Origin of the sequence: Spirosoma sp. KNUC1025, from assembly GCF_045160025.1 — a bacterium.
GTDB lineage: Bacteria > Bacteroidota > Bacteroidia > Cytophagales > Spirosomataceae > Spirosoma.
The window spans coordinates 3,527,198-3,547,743 of the sequence record NZ_CP087139.1; the positions used below are offsets into that span (position 1 = coordinate 3,527,198).

15 protein-coding genes are annotated in these 20,546 nt (G+C 42.6%); 12 read left to right on the forward strand and 3 right to left on the reverse strand.

Annotation, left to right across the window (positions count from 1 at the left end):
• From LN737_RS15350 to LN737_RS15400, 11 genes are all read left to right on the forward strand, one after another.
• Nucleotides 1–1,299, forward strand: a complete 1,299-nt coding sequence (locus LN737_RS15350) for a serine/threonine-protein kinase (protein WP_405520252.1) — start codon at nt 1–3, stop codon at nt 1,297–1,299.
• A gap of 106 nt (nt 1,300–1,405) precedes the next feature.
• Nucleotides 1,406–5,386: an FtsW/RodA/SpoVE family cell cycle protein gene (locus tag LN737_RS15355; RefSeq protein WP_405510664.1), complete on the forward strand. Its 3,981-nt coding sequence runs from the start codon at nt 1,406–1,408 to the stop codon at nt 5,384–5,386.
• Nucleotides 5,387–5,452: 66 nt separating this feature from the next.
• Nucleotides 5,453–6,352: an FHA domain-containing protein gene (locus LN737_RS15360; protein WP_405510665.1), complete on the forward strand. Its 900-nt coding sequence runs from the start codon at nt 5,453–5,455 to the stop codon at nt 6,350–6,352.
• A gap of 438 nt (nt 6,353–6,790) precedes the next feature.
• Nucleotides 6,791–8,155 carry a site-specific integrase gene (locus tag LN737_RS15365; protein WP_405510666.1) on the forward strand — a complete coding sequence of 455 codons (1,365 nt, stop codon included), beginning with the start codon at nt 6,791–6,793 and terminating at the stop codon, nt 8,153–8,155.
• A gap of 13 nt (nt 8,156–8,168) precedes the next feature.
• Nucleotides 8,169–9,215 (forward strand): hypothetical protein, encoded by a 1,047-nt coding sequence (locus tag LN737_RS15370; RefSeq protein ID WP_405510667.1) that lies wholly within the window; start codon nt 8,169–8,171, stop codon nt 9,213–9,215.
• A gap of 80 nt (nt 9,216–9,295) precedes the next feature.
• On the forward strand, nt 9,296–9,577 hold the full coding sequence (locus LN737_RS15375; protein ID WP_405510668.1) for a helix-turn-helix domain-containing protein: 282 nt from the start codon (nt 9,296–9,298) through the stop codon (nt 9,575–9,577).
• A gap of 191 nt (nt 9,578–9,768) precedes the next feature.
• Nucleotides 9,769–10,944: an AAA family ATPase gene (locus tag LN737_RS15380; protein WP_405510669.1), complete on the forward strand. Its 1,176-nt coding sequence runs from the start codon at nt 9,769–9,771 to the stop codon at nt 10,942–10,944.
• Nucleotides 10,945–11,090: 146 nt separating this feature from the next.
• Nucleotides 11,091–12,332, forward strand: coding sequence for a DUF6371 domain-containing protein (locus LN737_RS15385; protein ID WP_405510670.1), 1,242 nt, complete (start codon nt 11,091–11,093; stop codon nt 12,330–12,332).
• A gap of 166 nt (nt 12,333–12,498) precedes the next feature.
• Complete coding sequence (locus LN737_RS15390) at nt 12,499–13,089, forward strand: hypothetical protein (protein ID WP_405510671.1); 591 nt, start codon at nt 12,499–12,501, stop codon at nt 13,087–13,089.
• Nucleotides 13,090–13,305: 216 nt separating this feature from the next.
• Nucleotides 13,306–14,811, forward strand: coding sequence for a hypothetical protein (locus LN737_RS15395; protein WP_405510672.1), 1,506 nt, complete (start codon nt 13,306–13,308; stop codon nt 14,809–14,811).
• A gap of 16 nt (nt 14,812–14,827) precedes the next feature.
• Nucleotides 14,828–15,463 carry a hypothetical protein gene (locus LN737_RS15400; protein ID WP_405510673.1) on the forward strand — a complete coding sequence of 212 codons (636 nt, stop codon included), beginning with the start codon at nt 14,828–14,830 and terminating at the stop codon, nt 15,461–15,463.
• 124 nt (nt 15,464–15,587) lie between these two features.
• Here the strand turns inward: LN737_RS15400 and LN737_RS15405 are convergent, their stop codons facing one another.
• Both LN737_RS15405 and LN737_RS15410 read right to left on the reverse strand, forming a co-directional pair.
• A complete protein-coding gene (locus LN737_RS15405; protein WP_405510674.1) occupies nt 15,588–16,712 on the reverse strand; it encodes a hypothetical protein in 1,125 nt (374 codons plus the stop codon).
• Nucleotides 16,713–17,442: 730 nt separating this feature from the next.
• The gene (locus tag LN737_RS15410) at nt 17,443–17,664 is read right to left on the reverse strand and encodes a hypothetical protein (protein ID WP_405510675.1); all 222 of its coding nucleotides are present in this window, start codon (nt 17,662–17,664) and stop codon (nt 17,443–17,445) included.
• Between the two features lie 117 nt (nt 17,665–17,781).
• Here LN737_RS15410 and LN737_RS15415 point away from each other — a divergent pair, with 117 nt between their 5' ends.
• Nucleotides 17,782–18,591, forward strand: a complete 810-nt coding sequence (locus LN737_RS15415; RefSeq protein WP_405510676.1) for a hypothetical protein — start codon at nt 17,782–17,784, stop codon at nt 18,589–18,591.
• 78 nt (nt 18,592–18,669) lie between these two features.
• Here the strand turns inward: LN737_RS15415 and LN737_RS15420 are convergent, their stop codons facing one another.
• Entirely contained in the window at nt 18,670–20,448 is a 1,779-nt protein-coding gene (locus LN737_RS15420; protein WP_405510677.1) for an AAA family ATPase, read from the reverse strand.
• Nucleotides 20,449–20,546 lie beyond the last annotated feature (98 nt).

Consider the following 20,546-nt stretch of genomic DNA (forward strand, 5'->3'; position numbering starts at 1 on the left):
ATGCCGACCGTAAGCGTCAATACGCATTTTCCGGGTTATGAAATTATCGGTGAACTGGGCCGCTCGAATGCTCGTGTCCTAAAGGCTCGCCATCTGGAGACAGGCGATTTGGTGGCCATCAAACATTTTGCCCTAAACACGGACGCCGAAACACTCCGACGGTTTCGCCTTGAATCGCAGTTGATGACTGACATCAGGCATCCGAACGTAGTACGAGTGCGGGAAGTGCAGCTCGATATGCCCATGCCGTTCATTGTTATGGAATGGATAGAGGGAGGCAATCTTCGCTCGCTGCTGTCGGAACAGGGCCGTCTGGACGTACCAACAGCCATTCGGCTGGGCCAGCAGATGGCCGAAGCGTTCAAAGCCATTCATCCACGCGGCATTATCCACCGTGACATTAAGCCCGAAAATATTCTCTTCCGACCGCTGCCCAGTGGCGAACTCCATTTTTTGCTGACAGATTTCGGCGTGGCCCGCCTTCGCGAACAGTCGCAGACAATGACAGGGCAGTCGCTGATGACCTATGAATACGCATCCCCTGAACAGTTCGACAATCCTCGGGGCGTGGACGTAGCTACGGATTATTATTCGCTGGGCGTGGTGCTGTACGAGTGTTTAGCAGGTCGGGTTCCCTTTTCAATGACAGATAGTGCCGGAATTGCTACGTTTATGACGCAGGTATTACGGACGCCACCACCCGAGTTAGCGCTGCCATCGGGACAGTACGTACCGCCAAGTTTGCATACGCTTCTCGACTGGACATTAACCAAAAATCCGGCTGAACGACTGAGTGACGTAAATGAACTGGTGCTGTTACTCGGGCAGGCCAATGTTGAGCAGTTGCAGGCCGGCCGTTCTGCGGACCGGCCGGCTCCCGTAACGTCACGTACGATGGCCGCTCCGGCACCGATGCCTCAACCAGCCGAACCTGTACAGTCTGCCTATGAAGAGTATCCGGCGCGCGGCACAAATGGGTGGGGTATTGCACTAGGTATCCTGATTGCTGCTTTATTCATTGGACTAGCGGTTGTTTATACAAATCTGCGCAAAGAGAAAAACGTCCGACCCAGTGTTGTAGCGGATTCGGCATCCCTGGTAAAGGATTCGACAGAGACCGGCGACATGGCGGAGGACACTGTTACCACGTCTTCCGATTATCCAATCGAGAATACAATTGATTCGGCAACCACCGAAACTAATTCAGAAACAACCACTGAGCCCAGCCCACCGACTACGCCAACAACCGTACCCGACTCGGCGAACGTTGTGAATGATTCAACCAAAACACCTAATTAAGGGGTTAAGGCGCTGACAAACAGAAATTTATTTCTTTAAATCTGCTGTTCGGGAGTGGCTCGAGTGCTTCCAAGGTTGTTTTAACTAATTCCATCAACACCACTAAATGAAAGTAACTTCGGGTCCGTCAGGACAATTGTATCTACTGGGTGCATCGATTATACTTCTGCTTCTGTTTGCGCGGTTGTACATGAATCTGTTTCCCAATTTAAGTCGGGCAAAAGAATCGTTGAACAATGGTCAGGCCGTTACGCTTCAGGCAGGGTTAAAACCGTCATCAATTCAGCGACTACTGAACAGCGGCAATTATTACAGCGACCTCAGAGACAGAGCCTTCGTGGCGGATTCGCTCTCGGTCAAACTTCGGCAGAATGGATCTCCCGATAATCTGGGAGCAATCAACAAGCGTCAGTTTTCGGTAATGGCACCAACATCGTGGCGAAGTCGGCTTGGCGGTGCTGATTTTCAGAGTCGGTTGCAGGCGTCCCGTCAGCAAATGGGCTTCGACTCGGTGCTGTACGTTCGTGAGTTGAATAACCCTAAATCGTACCCAGCCACTGTTCGGGCGGGCAGTGGGAGCATGACAATCTCAGGGCAAGTCACCCGCGACGATCAACCCATGGCGGACGTATTGATCCAGTTAAAACCTCACCCGGCTACCGCCCAGCCTGATACGCTTCCTGACCAGTTTACATACGCTCGTACGGGCACCGATGGGCAGTTTGCGTTTACTGGTCTGACGGATGGCGCGGCTTACAGCGTTGTGCCGCTTAAACCAGGTTTCGAATTTGGCAGCCGCCGGGGAACGAGCCGATTGACCAGCAATCAGAACTACACCTTTTCGGCTCGTCGGCATCAACTCCGGCTCATTGGGTCGATAGTATACGGGCAGCTCAAAACAGATCATGCCTTTTCCGTACGCACACCAACGGCGTTTACGACGCAGTTTTGGGCCATTGTTATCCTGTTTATGCTGGCATTCTGGCTTGTACAGGGCTTCTGGACGCTCCGGCGGTTTCAACCCGACCCGTTGTTACTGCCCGTATTGATGTTACTTACGGGGATATCGGTACTTACGTTACTCGCCATTCAGGACCCTTTGCAGGATAATTTATATGCCTGGCAAACCTTGCAGGGAGTGGGAGCGGGCCTGACGGGTATGACGATTTTGTCGCAGCTAAATATCGGCCGTTTTTATACCGACTGGCGATACGACTGGCTCGTTACGCTACGTAACCGCACTTCCGTTCGATTGTCGGGCTGGACGTGGCTGGTGCTTGCTGTTGGCCTGGCCCTGTTAACACTTGTCGTGGGTTCGGGCCCCGAAGGCAGCGGAGTCCGGGTAAATCTGTCGATTCTGGGCATTACGTTTCAACCCAGCGAAATCACGAAATTCCTGTTGCTACTTTTTTTTGCTGGCTTCTTTGCGGCTAATGAACAGCAGATTCGTCAGCTTCCCGATTTACGCTGGCGGTTTGCGGTGAGTTTTGGCGCATTGGCTGGTGCTGGTTTTTTGATGCTGTTGTATCTGCTGCTGGGCGATATGGGACCGGCGCTGGTTGTCTGCTTTACGTTTCTGCTTTTTTATAGCATTGCCAGAGGGAATCTGCCCCTTACGCTGGCAACGGGTCTGGGGTATGGGGTAGCCTTGTGGTTGTTGCCCGGCTGGATGGCTACGGTACTGAGCGGGGTTATCCTGATTGGGTATATGTACTGGCGGGGTGAAGCCCGGTCGAGAACCCGTTTGGGCTGGGCGGCACTGCTGACGGAGGCTCCGGTACTGCTTTTACTTGTGATGGCCATGTTCGCGTTTGGCGATCAGTTGCCGTTTGTTGGCGACCGTCTGGCCGACCGGAAAGCCATGTGGCTCAGTCCCTGGAATAACGATGTGTACGGAGGTGACCATCTGGCGCATAGTTTCTGGACATTAGCCGCTGGTGGCTGGACGGGGCAGGGCCTGGGTAAAGGGTTTGCAAACGCCATGCCAGCCGCTCACACCGACATGATTCTGCCCAGTATAGGCGAAGAATTAGGTGGGCTAGGCGTAGCGGCTGTATTTCTGCTGATGGGCGTCCTGCTGCACCGGATTTTTCTGCACGCCCGACGAGCGGGGCAGCCGTTCAGCTTTTTTCTGGTGGCCGGTATTGCCATCGCTACGGGTATTCAATTTCTGATTATAGCCAGCGGCTCCATCGGGCTGCTCCCCCTAACCGGAATCAGCGTGCCGTTTCTGAGTTATGGAAAAATATCGCTGATTCTCAATCTAATGGCTATGGGCGTTGTATTCAGCGTAGCGTACCGGCCGGGTCAGGTCGAGCAACGCCAGTATCTGGAAAAACATTACGACATCGTACTCATGGCGGGCATAGCCGGTTTTTTGATTGGAGTGCTGGTTCTGATTGGTCGTTTACTTCCGATTGTTGGGTGGCGAGGAAACGAGTATATTGTGCGGCCTGCAAGGGTTGTGACACGTAACGGCGACCCGGTGTATAGCTATAATCCACGTATTGAGCGTCTGACTCGTGTTCTGGCGTCGGGTACCATCTACGACCGGAATGGCCTGGTTCTGGCTACCAGTTCGCCGGGAGTTGTTACGGAGCAGTTACCAAGGTTGCGGAAAAGTGGCCTGAAATCAGATCAGATTGAATTGCTTACGCAAAAACGACTACAACGGTATTATCCGTTTGGCGAGCATCTGTTTTTCTGGATCGGCGATCTAAACACGCAACTCTTTTGGGGGCAAAGTAACGGGTATTATGCCGAGGCTACCCACTTCAGTGAGTTACGTGGTTTTAACAGCCGCCCTCGCAAAACGAATCTCGTTGCCACAGATTTTCGGGCTGATCGATTCAGCCCGCCCGTTCAGCAAACACGCACGTTATCTGTTTATGATTATAGTGAGCTGGCGCCAGCTTTACGAGACGGAATCGACGGCCGCGAGGTGGCCCGACGTAAGGCGCAGAATCGTGATTTGCAGTTGAGCATCAATGCAGAGTTGCAGGTAGCGCTTCAACAGGCACTGGCGCAATCGGAGTATCGGGATAAGCGCCTGTCAGTAGTAGTTCTGGATGCCGCTTCGGGCGACGTACTGGCCTCGGCCCTGCATCCGTTACCCAATCTGAAAACACCCGAAATGATGCTGCTATCAGATCGTGAGCGGTTGGACTTACCGTATCTGGTGACAGAACGTGACCTGGGCATGACTTACCCAACCGCCCCCGGCTCGACGGCTAAAATTCTGACGGCAACGGCTGCTTTTAATAAACTGGGGCCATCGGCTTCGGCAGTACGGTATTCAATTTCGTGTCAGGAAATCATTCGCCGGGGAAAAAATGAGTCGGAACCCTGTGGTGAATCGGTGGATATGCGCAAAGCGATTGTTCGGTCGAGTAATGTGTATTTCATCCGAACGGCCAATGATAATGCACTGGATAATGAACTGGCTGATCTGTATTTAGCTACCGGTATGAACGTCGATTTGACAGGCGGCTATTCGTTTTCAGATACGCACACTAACGCTGAACGCGTTCAGATACGTAAGCACTGGCGTGATTCCTCGTTTGTGGTACGGCGGAAACTTTACCAGAGTTTGCAATACCCACGTCGGTATCGGAGTGAGTTTTCGGGTCTGGCCTGGGGGCAGGGCCAACTGACGGCCACTCCGGCCTCACTAGCCCGAATGGCCGGGGCCATTGCCAATAAAGGCATCCTGCAACCGTCTCGTTACGTGCTAAACCGGGCTGGTAAGATACAGCCACTATCGGCAGGTAGAGCAGTTGCCCGTCGGCCTGATTACGCCAAGCAGCTAGAGGAATTCATGATTGAGCAGTCGAACCCCGATGCGGGACGTAGTAAGATCAGCGTTGCCCGCGTGGCAGGTAAAACCGGGACCCCAGAACGAATCGTACAGGGCGTACAGCAGAATGATGGATGGTACGTATTTTTTACACCTACTCCCACCGGGAAATCGCATACTGTGGTGGCCGTTCGGATCGAGCTGGGCGAATCCTCGGCTGATGCTGTTCGGCTTACGAATACTGTTGTCGCTCCGATTTTAAAGGAGCGCAACTATTTGGGGAGCTTTTAATTAATAAATGAAGCTATTCACACGTTTGTAGGCTGAAAAGACTGTGTTACGTGTAACTGAACGATTATGAGCCTACTGGAAAAAGTGAAGAATTTGTTTGGGTTTACACCAGCCGAAATCCAGCCGACTACTGAGCCTGCAACTGAACCGACAGTGCGTAAAGAGCCAGCTCCCGTTGCACCAAAACCAGCTCCATCGGGGCCTCCGCCAGCGGCTCAACGCCGAGATCAGCTCATCCGGTTTATAATCAGTAAATTACGTGCCTATCAGAACGAACCCGACACGGCTCCGGTGGGTCTTCGGGTGGGTGTTTTGTGTACAAGTCCTGAAGAGGAAGAACTCTATCAGGTTGTCTTTTGGACGAATCAGCCGGGTAAGTTTCAGGATGAACTGAACCGGCAACTCGCCGATAATTATATTGCTTTACCCAAAAACTGGCGATTTGACTATGAAATATTTACAGATGAATTGCCCGCCGGTACATACCAGGACGGCAATCTGAGTCTGACCGTTGTCGATAAGTCAAAGCCCGATGGCTCACCGCTGCTGGCCCGAGTCGTTACGTTGGTTGGGCAAACCGAACAGGCTGAATATGTGCTCGATCCCGGCCGGCAAACAATGTTTTACATCGGTCGTGGTCACACGACGCAGACAACGTCGGGGCGGGTTCGGACCAATGACATTGTTATTCTCAATACCGATGATGCTGGTTTCGACCCTCAAAAAGGAGCAGGCAATGAAGCGGTCAGCCGGGCTCACGCAACGATCCGGTATGACATGACGCAAAAGCGGTACGTACTGTTGGTTGATCCGGGCGGTTTACCCGCCAGTGGCAATAAAACGAAACTTATGCATCCGGACGATCATATTGAACGGGCCGATATTGCCGGATTAGTTTACCCACTTCAGGACGGCGACCAGATCGAATTAGGCGGAGAAGTAATGCTTTTGTTTAAACTATCCTAGCGATACGTATGGTAGTCCGGTTTGGTGTATAGGTTTTGATGAAATCGGCTACTGCTAATAGTTCATTTTTCTGATAGCGATTTCATATGGCAAGTGTTGACTAATAGACTACATACTGAAGTGAGATAGTCTAATTAATGATTAAACTGAGTTTTTGAAGACGCATAGGTGTATCAAGATGTACATCAACAAAAAAGCGTTTACAGGTTTTAGACTGTAAACGCTTGATTTTTAATGTGATCCCGAAGCGACTCGAACGCTTGACCGTCTGCTTAGAAGGCATAACATTTATATTAATTCTTGGTTGTTATTGTTTATTTAATATATTGATATTTAAGGCGTTATGACTGTATAATTTGTTGTTATTTGTTGTTGTTATAAGAATGATTATTATATTTGTTGTACCCAACGTTGTACCTTAGATGTCGGGTACAACAGATGTCAAGAACAACAGAACATAAGGAAGGAAAAGCCACCGTTCGTATTATTTACCGCACTGCAAAGGCTCTTGTAGATGGATCGCATCCTTTCTGGGTACGTATCACCAAAGATCGTAAAAGTACATTTGTTGCTACTGGTCATAGTTTGCTTCCTAAATACTGGAATGATAACTATACCAACTACCGGGAAGCAATTAGAAAATCATATCCTGAACCCCATCGTAACAACCTCATCAATGCTTTAGAAGGATGGGAAAAGAAGTACAGTCATGCTGCCGATACGTTAGCAGTGTCTGACGAACGGCATGATACTAAAGCTGTTGCAAATAAAGCAATAGAAGAGCGCAAACAGGCTCGTAGAGTAATGCTACTGGCTTACATTGATGAGTTAGTAGAAGGAATGGTTGTAGCCAGAAAAAAAGGTAACAGTATCATATACCGTGACCTACGAAACCAGCTATCTGATTTTATTGCTGATCAGCCAGATAAAAATGTAGATATATCCTTCAGTGATGTGTCGGTACGTTTCTGTAATCAGTTGGAAACCTTCTTTCGGCAGCGGGGCAATACAGATACGACTATCAGTAACCGATATAGAACCCTACGTGCGGTTTTTAATAAAGCTATTGCTGAAGGAATAGCTAAACCAGAACACTATCCCTTTGCACGTAACGTTGTCGAAAAGCACAAGTTTAGTATTGGAAAATATGATACTTCAACTCAGAAGCGGGCAATCAGTCGGGATGAAATAAGAAAAATTGAAGCCTTTCAGCCGGTTGGTACATATACTGGCCCTCATTCATCATTACGGAACGCTGTAGAGGCTGAGCGCCTATCATTAGCAAAAAATGTCTTTTTATTTTCCTTCTTCAGTGCTGGAATGAACTTTGTTGATTTAGCAAAGCTCCTCTGGAAAAACATAACAACTGATGGAAATGGTAACTACCGTCTTAACTATGTACGGCAAAAAACAGGTGGTAAGTTCTCTTTACGTTTATTACCAGCAGCAATAGCAATTATTGATAATTACCGACCAGTGACTAATGATGGTCCTAACAGTTACATTTTTCCCGTTCTAAGTGATAAGAAACACGTAACCCCAACGCAAATTCATAATCGTATTCATAAAGTGTCTGCAATGGTGAATGAAGATTTGAAAAGAGTAGGGGAACGAGCTGGTATTGCTACGCCACTTACTACTTATGTTGCCCGCCATTCATTTGCTACTAGCTTACGTATGTCAGGTGTTGCGGACGCTATAACAAGTCAAGCCTTAGGACATAAAACTGCTGCTGTTACCGCTGTCTATTTGGATTCGTTTGCTTCCGAAACGATAGATGCTGCTTTTGATGCCTTGCTTTAACATGTCAGTACTAATGATAACACAGCCAAGTTTTGATGATAGCCAATCTTCTCAAGATTGGAAAAATTATCAGCATATAATAGGCTTACCTACCTTTAGAGAGAAGTTGGATTATTGGTGTCAGGAAGTTTGCAAGACAGACTTGGTATTTGGGATTCTTGCTCTGGATGGAGCTACATTTTGCTTAGAAGCGAAAACGGATGATGAGCGACGGCTACTACATGAGTTCTGGTTCAATTGGTATAGAACTCTATTTATAGATGAGGGTTATGCAGTAGAAAAAGCTTATTGGAGATCTAAGCACAACACTGAGAAAATGGCCTTTCAAGTCAAGTCAATAGACATCCTAAAAGCTGATTTACAGAACAGACTTGCTGGGGCAACCCGTAAAAAAGACTTAACACATAAAGAATTAACAATCGTAACAGATACGATTGATGGGAGCATTTACCCGGATGCTAGTTTCACAGACTATAAGACTGTTGACATGCTAAGAGATTGCTGGGAACGAAAAACAGTTTTCGACTTTGCTTTTTCAAACGGACAGGAAGCTTTAGCTAAAGTAATAGAAATAGCCCAGTTCTGGGATATAACCAAATACGAAGCATATTTGAAAGATATACTATATAATTTGCATTATAATTCTGAAGCAGTAGAAACAGTTCAAAATTCAGCAAATGGCAAACGCCCATTGACTAGGGAGGAAAAATTGCAGTGCGTTCAACGGATACTTAAACCCCTAAACGGTGTAAACCCAAATAAACAGCCGATTATGGATCAGGACAGCTTTGATCGCTTATCCTCATATACAATCAGTTTAATACTTGATGATCGCTTACCAAATGATATTAAAGTAATACCTTGTACCAACATCTCAAATGAACATATACGCTTCACATTCTATCGCCTGCAAAAAGAATTGTTCGGTAAGCCGGTAAACGGTTCCATTATCGATTTTCTTCATTCGGTATTTCGCCAATTTGAAAATACCAGCCCAAAAACTACGAGGTCTAAATTTAGTAGTCCACCCAAATCGTATGATAGAGATTTTGGTAGTTAAATTGGTTAAATGCCTTCACCACTATTTCACCAATGCTTCACTTGTTCTATTTGCACTGTCAAACCAAACGACAGTGATCAATGATCAATCCATTCGAAGAACTCGCTCGTCAATTAGCAACTATTCAGGAGCAAAATAAGGAAATCCTTTCCCAGCTTAACAAAACACCTTTGGCTCCTGATGAGGTTGGCGGCAAAGCCCTCGCCCAACAAATAACAGGCTTATCTGAAGCCTATATCTACTCACTTGTCTCAAAACGACTGATTCCTCATCAAAAGCGAGGGAACAGATTGTATTTTAAACGATCTGAATTACTAGCCTGGATTACAGAAGGCAATCGAGAGCCCAAAGAGGGAATTTAGTTGAAGACGTTGGAAAGCCTTTTTCGAAGACTCCTACTCTGATGCTATAAGGGTCACATTATATTCTGTCGTTAGCTTTTATCTATCGCTGTGGGCTTACTACACTAGCTAATCTTTGGCCGTTTACTCCATCAGCCTATAATCCTGTTCGAAAATTTCATCTGAAAATAGACTCGTCAGAAGGTAAATCTATGCAACCAGTAAATGGCATAAAAAAGAATGACCTTTATCAGGAAGTCATCAAGGAAATGGATTTTCCCAAAAGGCAATACAGCCCATCGGGGCAAACTGATTATTCGGCTTTGCTAGAAAGCGCCAGGGTACGTCCTTCTGACGTCCTGGCGGAGTCAACAGCTTGCCTGATGGTGCAAAACGAAGAACAATCCTTTATTATCGCCACACTAGGTAATTTATCAACGGTGACTGGGCAGGCGAAAGCCAAAAAGACCTTCGCTGTTAGTTTGGCCACTGCGGCAGCAGTTTCATCGGAGTTAATTCTCAACCGAATTAAAGGAACACTCCCCGATGACAAGCGTACAGTTTTATTATTCGATACCGAGCAAAGCAGACAGCATGTCTTACAAATGCTTAAACGAATCTGTAGGCTTTGTAACCTTAAGGAACCTGCTAATCTTCATGTTTACTCCTTGCGGGCTTTTTCTCCTGATGAGCGTTTAAAAGCTATTGATCACGCCTTAAATAATACACTGAACGTTGGCCTGGTCGTCATTGATGGCATTCGGGATTTAGCCGTTGATCCTATTTTAGATAGTGAACAGGCCAGCCGAATAGTGACGCAACTATTACAATGGACAGAGCATTTGCAGATTCACATTATGTGTGTGTTACACCAAAATAAGAATGATGCACATATGCGGGGTCATTTAGGAACTGAGTTAACGAATAAGTCCGAAACCGTCATGCGTGTTAGTCGTGATAGTCAAAACCGAGAAGTCTCACATGTGAAGGGTGATTATTGTCGAAACCGGGAATTTGAGCCCTTTAGTTTCATAATAGATGAGGATGGTACGCCTCAGATGGCCCAAGAAGGGATTCATTTCTCTAAACGAAACAATCTTGGACGAGGAAGTAATACGCAAAAAGCAACTTTACCAACTTTTGAGACTATGAGTACGAGCATTGTTTATGCGATTTTACAGCGGACTTTCACCGAACAGGAACAGTTAGCTTATAACCAACTTAAAGCAAATATTATGGATGCCTCGAGGCAAGTAGGTCAAAGACTATCTGATGGGCGGACCCGTACTTTTATAGAGAAGTTACTCTTAAACGGCATGCTTATTAAGTTTAGACCTGAGAAGGCCAAATGGGATTTTTATAAGTTTGATCCCGACGCATGTCCTTAATAGGAAGATTGCATTACCTAGATTACCTATGTGTGATAATGCCTATATATATAGGCATTATCACACATAGGTAATCTAGTAGGATTAGTGAGATAACATACATAAGTATCACAGGTATCACACATTCTCAAATACTTTGATGCGTCATGGATACAATCACGCTGGATGAGTTGGAAATAGATTATGGCACTACTATTCTTGCTGGATTGACAGGTATAGAATTGAGGCGCAATCAACAACCGGTTCGCTTATTTGACCAGACTAAACACTCGGCTGAGTTCTATTTTAGAGCTGATAAATTCGGTAAACCCTACATTCAGAATTTCCAGGAGGGAAAGCGCTACTATCCTGTTACCGCTTATAGCTTGGTCCATCAGATTGATTTCAATACGGCCAAAAAAGAGTTACTCTGGCAGTATTATGGAGTGAATTCCTGGGCGACAATTCGGAGTCGGCCCAAACCGATTGTCAGGTCTCCAGTTGTCTCTCCGGTTTACTTACTTAATAAAGCGTATTACAAGCAATGCCAAAGTCAGTTTGACCGCAATGGGCTCTATGAATACCTGAGGAATAGGTATGGGACTGAAAAGGCTAATGATGTATTTGCTCTATATCACTTAGGCACCTCACATCGCTGGAAGTATCTAGGTTATTTTTCTACCGCTTTTCCCCAATTCGATAGTAGAGGTAACCTTCGACAAGTAAAAATTATGCCCTTTGATGCTATGAACGGTCGAAGGGTGAAAAAGAATCAATCAGCCCAAGTCTGGAATAGCAGAACACACGGCTACGAACCAACTGAGGATGATACCGATAAAATCTTTTTTGCTGGTAAAAGCATTGCTAAACAGTTCGGAACTCATAACCCGTATTTGCAGCAATGTTTTTTTGGGGAGCATTTGCTGGCTGTTTATAGTAATAAACAAGTAGCTATTGTTGAGGGCGAATCAACCGCAATTGTTTGTTCCCTAATCTGGCCTGAGTACACCTGGCTAGCCACCGGTGGCAGTATGGGAGGAAGTTGGTTCTCGCCAGAACGATTCCAAATCCTTCGAGGTCGAGAGGTAGTCTTATGGCCTGACACTGGCAAATACGAAGAATGGAAGAAAAAAGCTAGTCAAGTTAGCCACTTGGTCAAAAGTCTTTATGTGAGTGACTACGTCGAGAAAAACACCCCTTCGGGCTTAGGCAACCTAGACCTAAGGGATTTGCTAACCATGCCTTGCTATTACCCACATAATAGTGATAAGCCGATTTACGGGGAACAATTAATAGTCGAACCTAGTCTAACATACCCTGTTGAGTGGGATGAGACGAATCCACCTGACGCTAAACCAACAATTCGTGTTCAGTCAATTCGCGAATGGCAAAGCCAATTTAAAGATTAAACCAATTCGATAGAGGATTACTTCTACAGCAAAAATGGGCATCCGAATAAATAACATAATTACTAACTTCAATACAAGATCTCTATAATCACAACCTATTCCACTCAATATTCATTGCAGTCTTCTTTAGAAATTTAGGTTTGAATGCGTAAACATACCGTTATCTATGCCAAAAATTCCTTCATTTCGGGCTACCTATAATCAGCTATTAAGTTTTGATATGGCCGACCTAAAACGACTCGGTTTTATGATTGGGTATTGTTCTCAATCGTTAGAATGGTCAGAGTCAGGTATAAGTATACACTTACGGGTCAGAGTAGATATGTTTGATTCTAATAATTATGTTGAGTTAAGCTATCAATATAAGGATAAACCAGTATGCTATCGGATCAAGTTAATTAATGTGCCCAGTAATTTGCCTAACGGAGGAAAGCTATGGTACTTCCTATGTCCAGTGACAGGAGAACGTTGCCGGAAGCTTTATGATGGAGGAAAATATTTTCTATCTCGGAAAGCGCTAATAAATATTTTATATGAATCACAAACCCACTCAAAGTTTTATCGTTTTCTGGCTACCATGTATGGCCCGGGTCTCAAATTAGATGAAATGAGAGAGGATTTAGAAAAACCGTATGTTAAGCGCTATTATCAAGGTAAACCAACTAAACGTATGATGAAATATCTATCGCTATCTGATGTTGTAGCAGTAAGAAAAGAGCAAGGCTATTCAAGTATAGATGACCTAATGCATTTCTGATTCGACTCTCTTGCTACTATTATATGGACGTATTTCTGGACGATAACTAGTAGGCGAGATAGCTCGAAAGGCTCTTTCGCGTTAAATAGATTGACCTAGTATATGTCTCCAAATAAAGGCAGAAATATATTAGGCGGTTAGAGTAAAACAATTTATTGAATTGTCTCTTATCATTTTTATCCCTTTTGTCCACTTTTATTTGACGACGTACAAATTATGAAAAAACAGCTACTTCAACTTCCAGTGCTTATCTATATATTAACTTGTACGGTTTGTTTGGCCCAGAAGAAGATAACCGTTGATATATCTCCCTATTTATATCAGCCCCTTTATAAAATTTGTCAGGACCAAAGCACTACATTCCCTATCTACTATGGGACTCAGCAATATGAGAATACACCATCACCAAAAACATATTTCTATAGAGTTTTGGGGAGTAAAGAGCAAAATAATTGCCGAAAAGAATTTATAGAAGTGATCGATGATAATAAAACGCTAACAATAGAAGGTTCGGGCGTTGATATATTGAAATTGGAACAAAAAGCTCCGAATAATAATTGGGAATTCACTTTAAGGTTCACTGATACAAGTACACCAACGGTTACTTGGAAGGAAAGGGTGAATTATACAGCAAACACTTGTGATTATGAGTCAACTGAAACAACTTACATTGGCCATTACCGAAAAATATTCTCAATCCCTACACCTAACAAACCAACTTTAACTGCAGCAAAGGCTGTGGTTTTATTTCCAGAGTCCACAACTATCAGTAGTTCTAACTGCCCAAATACATTAGAAGGCGAAACAGATTATCCCTATAATGGTGGTTCTGCTTTTGGAGAATGGACTTATTATTGCGGACCTACTGGACAACCTGATTTTACTAATGCTGCTCGGACCTACTCTCCAAATAATTATTTAGTTTACCACTCAAGTACTGGTAATTTCAAATCTAGTACCGTCTTTAGCGCCCGTTGTAATGATAATGGATGTATAGGTGATGTGTCTGATCCGCTAGCTGTTGGAGTTCGATACGTTACCCCTAATTGCCCTGGTACAGATACAAGGTATATTGATAATATTGTGAAAACTGTACGCAAGGACTACCATCATTATCATGTAGAGACTGAAATATGTCAAAAGGGCCCCAATAACCCTAACTGCACACAAAAAATAATATTTGATCTGCTGATATCCAGTAAACGTTTCGCTGCACCTATCGCTTCTGATTTCGCTGAAACTATTGTACTTACTGATCTAGGAAATTTAGATACTAAAACTCCATTAATTGGATCTGACCTTGTTTTTAAAATTGATGCCTCGCCTGTAAAAAACTGTGAAACTGTAAACCTACCTGGCTACATTGGCATGGGGGCCAATTTGGCTTCTATAGCAGTAGGACCGTACCCCTACCTTTTAAACCGTCTTGCCTCACAGCAAACCCCCATCGCTAATCCTGTTGCTCAATACATAGATGAACAAGCTTTTTCTGTTACCAACTACACAAAAGCAGGCCATATATTGTGGCCGGGTAAAACTACAAGATTTGTTGTGGACGAGTGTGATCGCATTAAAATCGTTACTATTGGAGTTGGCAATAGTTTCCTTGAGGATAATTTAGCGGGGCAAGTTATGGGGGTTCTCAACGTTCATTCAGGGAAAATAATCTTTCATAACGTTGATGAGAGATTGAAAGTAGAGTACAACAAACTGCCACGTTAATAAAAACTCCTTACTAATGAAATATTATTTACTTATCCTACTGTTCGCTAAGTTTGGGGGAGTCTATGGACAGAGTAGCTTTTTGATTAATAAAACCTGGGCTTATAAAAAGATTGCTATAACACATCAGCAAGATACCTTAATAATGTATCACAGCGATTCAGCACAAAATAATTGGTATTTGGGTAAAGTCAGTTTAGCTTTTAAAGTAAATAATACTTATCAAGGTACTGATATAAATGGCTCAATACAGGTTGGCAATTGGTTCATCCCTAATAATAATCAGATTATTGTAGATAGAGACACAAATGAAATAGTAAGCTTGAGTAATAATCGTATTAAATTAAGTGGAGTTATAAAATACAGAGATAGCGAACTTAATATTACCGGAATACTGCTCACTGAACTATACACAGTTACACCAATTGCAAGTCTTTGCAATTCCCTCCAAACAGGGAATTGGGCAACTCCTTCAACCTGGTCCTGCGGTCATGAACCTACTCTTACTGATGCCGTAACTATCAATCCCGGCCATACGATTACGGTATCCTCAACGACTACCGCTCAAGCTCAGCGAATAATTTACAATGGGGGGAAACTTCAGTTTGCGCCAGGGGTGACAAAGGTTCTTGTTAAGGGGGATGGGTTATAAGTGAACTATTCTCATCCTAAGGATATTTATGCTGTAACTAATTGTTAATCGAAAAATAATACGTCAAAACGCGTTCTGTTAAATTGGTTCGCCAAATAATGTAATGTAATTTTTTTATTTCAAATCATTTTTGGTCGAATATTCCCAATTTGTAGCCTAATCCAAACCCAATCCAAGGCTTACCTTGATATACCCAATATTGTGCAGCATCTCCGTGAGCAAAATCGACTCCTGTAAGAAAAGCTACGCTGACTTGTTTATGAGTGAACACCTCTGTTAAACCTATTGTGGTTCCGAGAGCATTATATTCACGACTTGGATTAGGGTCATTTATTATACGATCATATATACTGTTTTTGGCTGACATCGCTATGCTCTGGGGGCTAACAAAAATGCCAGTTGTCCAACTAGAATGGCTGCCGATGCTTTTGGGATACCTAATTTTTCCATATCGAAAGCCTATATAAAAACCTATATTAAATTTTGTTTCAACAGTTGAAGATACCTTATCTGGCTTAGCCACATTATTACTAGTAAAATAGTACTCATTATTATTTCCTGGTCTTACCTTAAAAGGAACAACCAAGGTCCCCAGCGTTATCATTTTGTATTTTACTTTTACCGGGTTAGTCTCATCGGTTTTTATTATGAAAAAATCAACTGGCTGTTCTGCGGTGTTAACTGCGTTGATCAATGTATCAACATTATAAGCCTTATCATAAACGGGACTTGTAATGTTGACCTCCTTGGCTAAACTATTTAATTCCCCTTCGGGGATAACAGCGAGCTTACTAGAATATTTTCCGTTTTTATCAGCGATTAATGAATCGAGCCTAAACTGATTTTTTATATAATTAGACACGTTCTTTTGGGTTGCAATAGCCCGTTTAACTATTTCCCTTCTTCGGTCTACAATCGGAACAAATCTAAACATAATGGTGTCACCCTTCTGACGTAATTTCATTAATCGTAATCGACTAGAAGCTAGAGTTTGCGCTGTTTTGACTAATTTGATAGTAGGTATATTCTTTGTTGACACTTCAGTATTTATTATCTCTTGGCGGATAACATTAAACTTGGTTTCATCTTTTGGGATAGTAACATTCGGGTTACCTATCGATTCGATTTTTGTATTTTGAATTCCTTTTCCTCCGTACTCAATTATTTCTTTTGAAAAATCTCCAATCTTTGATCTATATCTAATTTTGTATGGAGCCGATGTATCACTAACAGTAAGTACTTTTTTCATATACCAAATTGTACTTTTTCGACTGCTGTTATGGTATGGATACCTCCTAACATAATACCAAGTTGCAAGACTTAATGTGTTGTCATTTTGAGCTTCGCTTAAATCTTCACTTTTACGGTCATGACGTTGCTCTTGACCTCTTTTCCATCGGAATAAAGAGCAACTAGTAGACATAAAACATACCAGTAAACAAATTAGGATGTAGTTAAAGCCTTTCATTTGGTTAATTTTTATGTTTACAAATAGTATAGAATCAGTGCAAGGAATATGAGGTATAAGGGGTGGGGTATAAATATCGAAACACATTACCCTTACAATTGCAATTACTAACATAGGCCGTTTAGTCTATACGGGAAAAATACCCTTTTTAATCTAGATTTAATATTGATCAAATTAGATAGGCCTAGTTATAGTATATTGCCTATATCGAGTAAGCGCGACCTACTAAGTAGCCTTACAATGGTGTGGATAGAAGCAAAAAGCCCAACTACGGTGTGTAGTTGGGCTTTTTTATTTTAACAAACTGATTTCGAGAGGATTTCTACCAGAAATCGGCTATAATCTGCTGTTCATCGAAAAGCTTAGCAGCTACTCGTCAGTAGGTGGTAGCTTTGGCGTAGTCAACCTATGATGACACTATTAATGAGTCAATGGGTGCGCTTTTCATTAAACGTTGAGTTAATAGTCTTGAAAGCAACTTGCCGGGAAGGAGCGGGTTGCTTTTTTGTTGCTAGTCGACTTCCGGCTGGTCAATGAGCGACAGCATAAACTTTAAATCGGAGATGAAGGGAATTTGGAGGCTTAGACCCGAAAATTGATACATACCCGATTCGGGGAATAGCTGGCCAGGGATGCCCCGGTATTGGTATTGGTTGAGCTGGGTTTCGGTGCAGCCTAGGGAGAGGAGTACGTCGGGGGTAATCATTAAAGGAGAAAGAGGGTCGTTTGACACCCCATCATGTGAAGTAGTCGGATTGCTATAAGGCAGAAAACAAGAGGGGGACTTTAAGGCGGAAGGGGGTGCCGGTTAGCTGAGTAAAAGTACAGGAAAACTAGTGCAAACAAAACAATGTATAATCTTCTTAGTTATAGACTTCACACTAAAAAAATGACTATGATAGCCGATTACCTACAAAAATATATTAATGTCGTTCAATGGGATGTTAATCAAATAGTTAAAGTCGCTCATGGGGCCGAACAAGCTTATAATCAGAGATATGGACAAAATAGCTTGACGCCGGTGACTCCAGGACCCACACCTGGTTTAGCTGGGCACGCTCCAAAACCAACTAACAGTATTGCTACACCAACAAATAGTATGGGACAGACAGTGGCTCCTACAACACAAGCCCCTACGACTTCTGCAAGACCCACCCCAACCAATGTCGAATTGTTTCACCAGCGACATACCCCCGAGTATGCTCGTTGTGCCGTTCCATTAGCAATGGTCTTAACCTCATCAATTGAGTTTTTAGGAGCCTTGTTGCTTAATTCTAATATGTGGGATAACAGTAATAAATTTGATAGTGCAGTTAAAAAGTTTTTTGCCTACGCTGAGCTTGACTACAATCAAAATCAAATTGACTTATTCCGAGCCATTTATAGAAATGGGCTTATGCACGGCTTTTTTCCGCAAGGATCTAGTGTTGCTATAAATTACGACTCAACATTTGAACACAAACCGTTATTCTTCGTGGAAGCAGGGGATGTTGTCTTAAACGTAAATAAACTACAACAGGTAGTTGAAGCGGTTTTTAATAAAATAGTCGTAGACACGAGTGTTCATCAGACAGTTGCAGATAGGCTTTCTGAATACAATACTTTCGTTGAAGGCAAAACACGTACGCACGTAGATAATTTTAAAGCAAGCCCAAGGTAAAATTGATTGCATTGATACTGTTTCGATATTCGCATATGTATACAGTCAAGAAATAGACAGGTTAGTTGAAATCCAGAACTAGTTGTGCAACGCCTGTAATAGATTGACTATATCCAATGATATAAATTCTGGAAGATCGTCGATCACCTTTTTTACAATTTGTTCTTTCAATTTTCCATATTGATTTAATTCGGGATACGTTTGCTTAATTATAGTTTCCAGATCATGTCCTTGATGATGAAGATACCAAGTTGGGATTTGTAAAGATAAATTCCCTTGGTAATACACGACTGTTATACCACTATCCGTCGATGAAATATTTTTTGATATATCATCGACTAATTTATTTGCTATAGCTTGCAACTTAGTTGGAGGGAAGTTCGGAAAATTAAAATGCTGATCTTCCTCTTCCAAAGTGAAATAAGACCTGCTTTTTATCTTTTCTCTCAAAATAAAGTTGGCTAATATTATTGGGTCAAAAATATAGTTTTCTATGCTATACCTCATGTTTTGCCCTAAAACAAATATCCTGTTTGTACTAACGTTCTTTTTATCCCAGTCTATAATACCATATACAGTTTGGTTTCCATTAGTAGACAGTAACTTTACAATTTCTTTTACTTGGTCACAGTTACCAGTATTATTTTTTGTAACTCCTGACGAAATGAAATACAGAGATTTATCGCTTTGAATAACCTTTTTTAATTTTCCATAAATTTTCGTGTAGAAATCTGCATCGACACTACTCTCCACAAATACCTGCCTTCTGTCATCAGCATATATACTAAATGATGGAATACCATCAGTTAATAACTTCATTATTTGATCCTTAGACTTCTTTATAAACCTAGGTTCCTGTTTCTGCATAATAAATAATGCCTCATCAGGAGCCATAGCAATAGTTGACGGTGAATGAGTGGTCATAATGACCTTGACTCCCTTCTCCTTAACAAACACCTCCTGAATAACCCTTAAAAGTTGTTTCGCCATCGATGGATGAAGTGGAGCATCTGGCTCATCAAGCAACAACAGTTTAGGGAAGTCAATATCAAATTTTGCATTATAAAGGGAGAGCGCCAATGACATCAAGACTTTTTCACCTGATGAAAGATCAGTAAAGTTTATAATGGCATTATTTGCTTTGTTTATGAGCCTAAACGTAAATGGAATATCTCTATCATTTTCAATGGGATCATTTATCGTATAATCAATCTCTGCTTCCTCAAAAATCCGATTCACAACTTCCCACGGAGGTGGACCATATTTTTTCAAAAAGTCATCCTCAGTTAAGTATTTTTTATTTTTTCCTTTCTTCTCTTTGAGGTATTCATAATATAGGTTATCCTCATACTTATCGTGATATCTTTTGAAAATAACCGAGAAATTTTGATAAAATATGTCTGATACGGTTCCGTATACAAGCGGATAAAATTCATTAATATCTTCTATTGTTAGTTCTGCTACATCTTTTCCTGCATCAGTTGCTATCTTTTTGATTATTGCTACCTGATTTGGATTATACTGTAGATGGCTTTCTAATGTGATATTTGAAGTAGTTTTTCTTGTTGTTATGTAGCTTTGTATGCTATTATATGCATTGTTTATCTCATTAATTTGGTAGTCTCTTCCAACAGAATAAGCATCATTAGGTGTAAGTGACCCTGAATTGACGTATTTCTTTTGTGTTAGTTCAGTACCATTTTCGTCAAAAACTTTAGCTGTACCTTGTTCAATAGCATTTAATAAATGGCTTTTACCTGCCCCATTGATACCTGATATAATTGTAAAGTCTGGCAGATATATGTTTAATGATGTAAGCAGAGACTTAAATTTACTGTCAAGTTTAACGTGTATCACTGTTCTGTGTAATTAAAGGTTATACTTTGTTATTGCATTATGCGTCTACCGTTAGAAATTCACAGTTTAATAAGACAACATTCATTTTATATTTATCC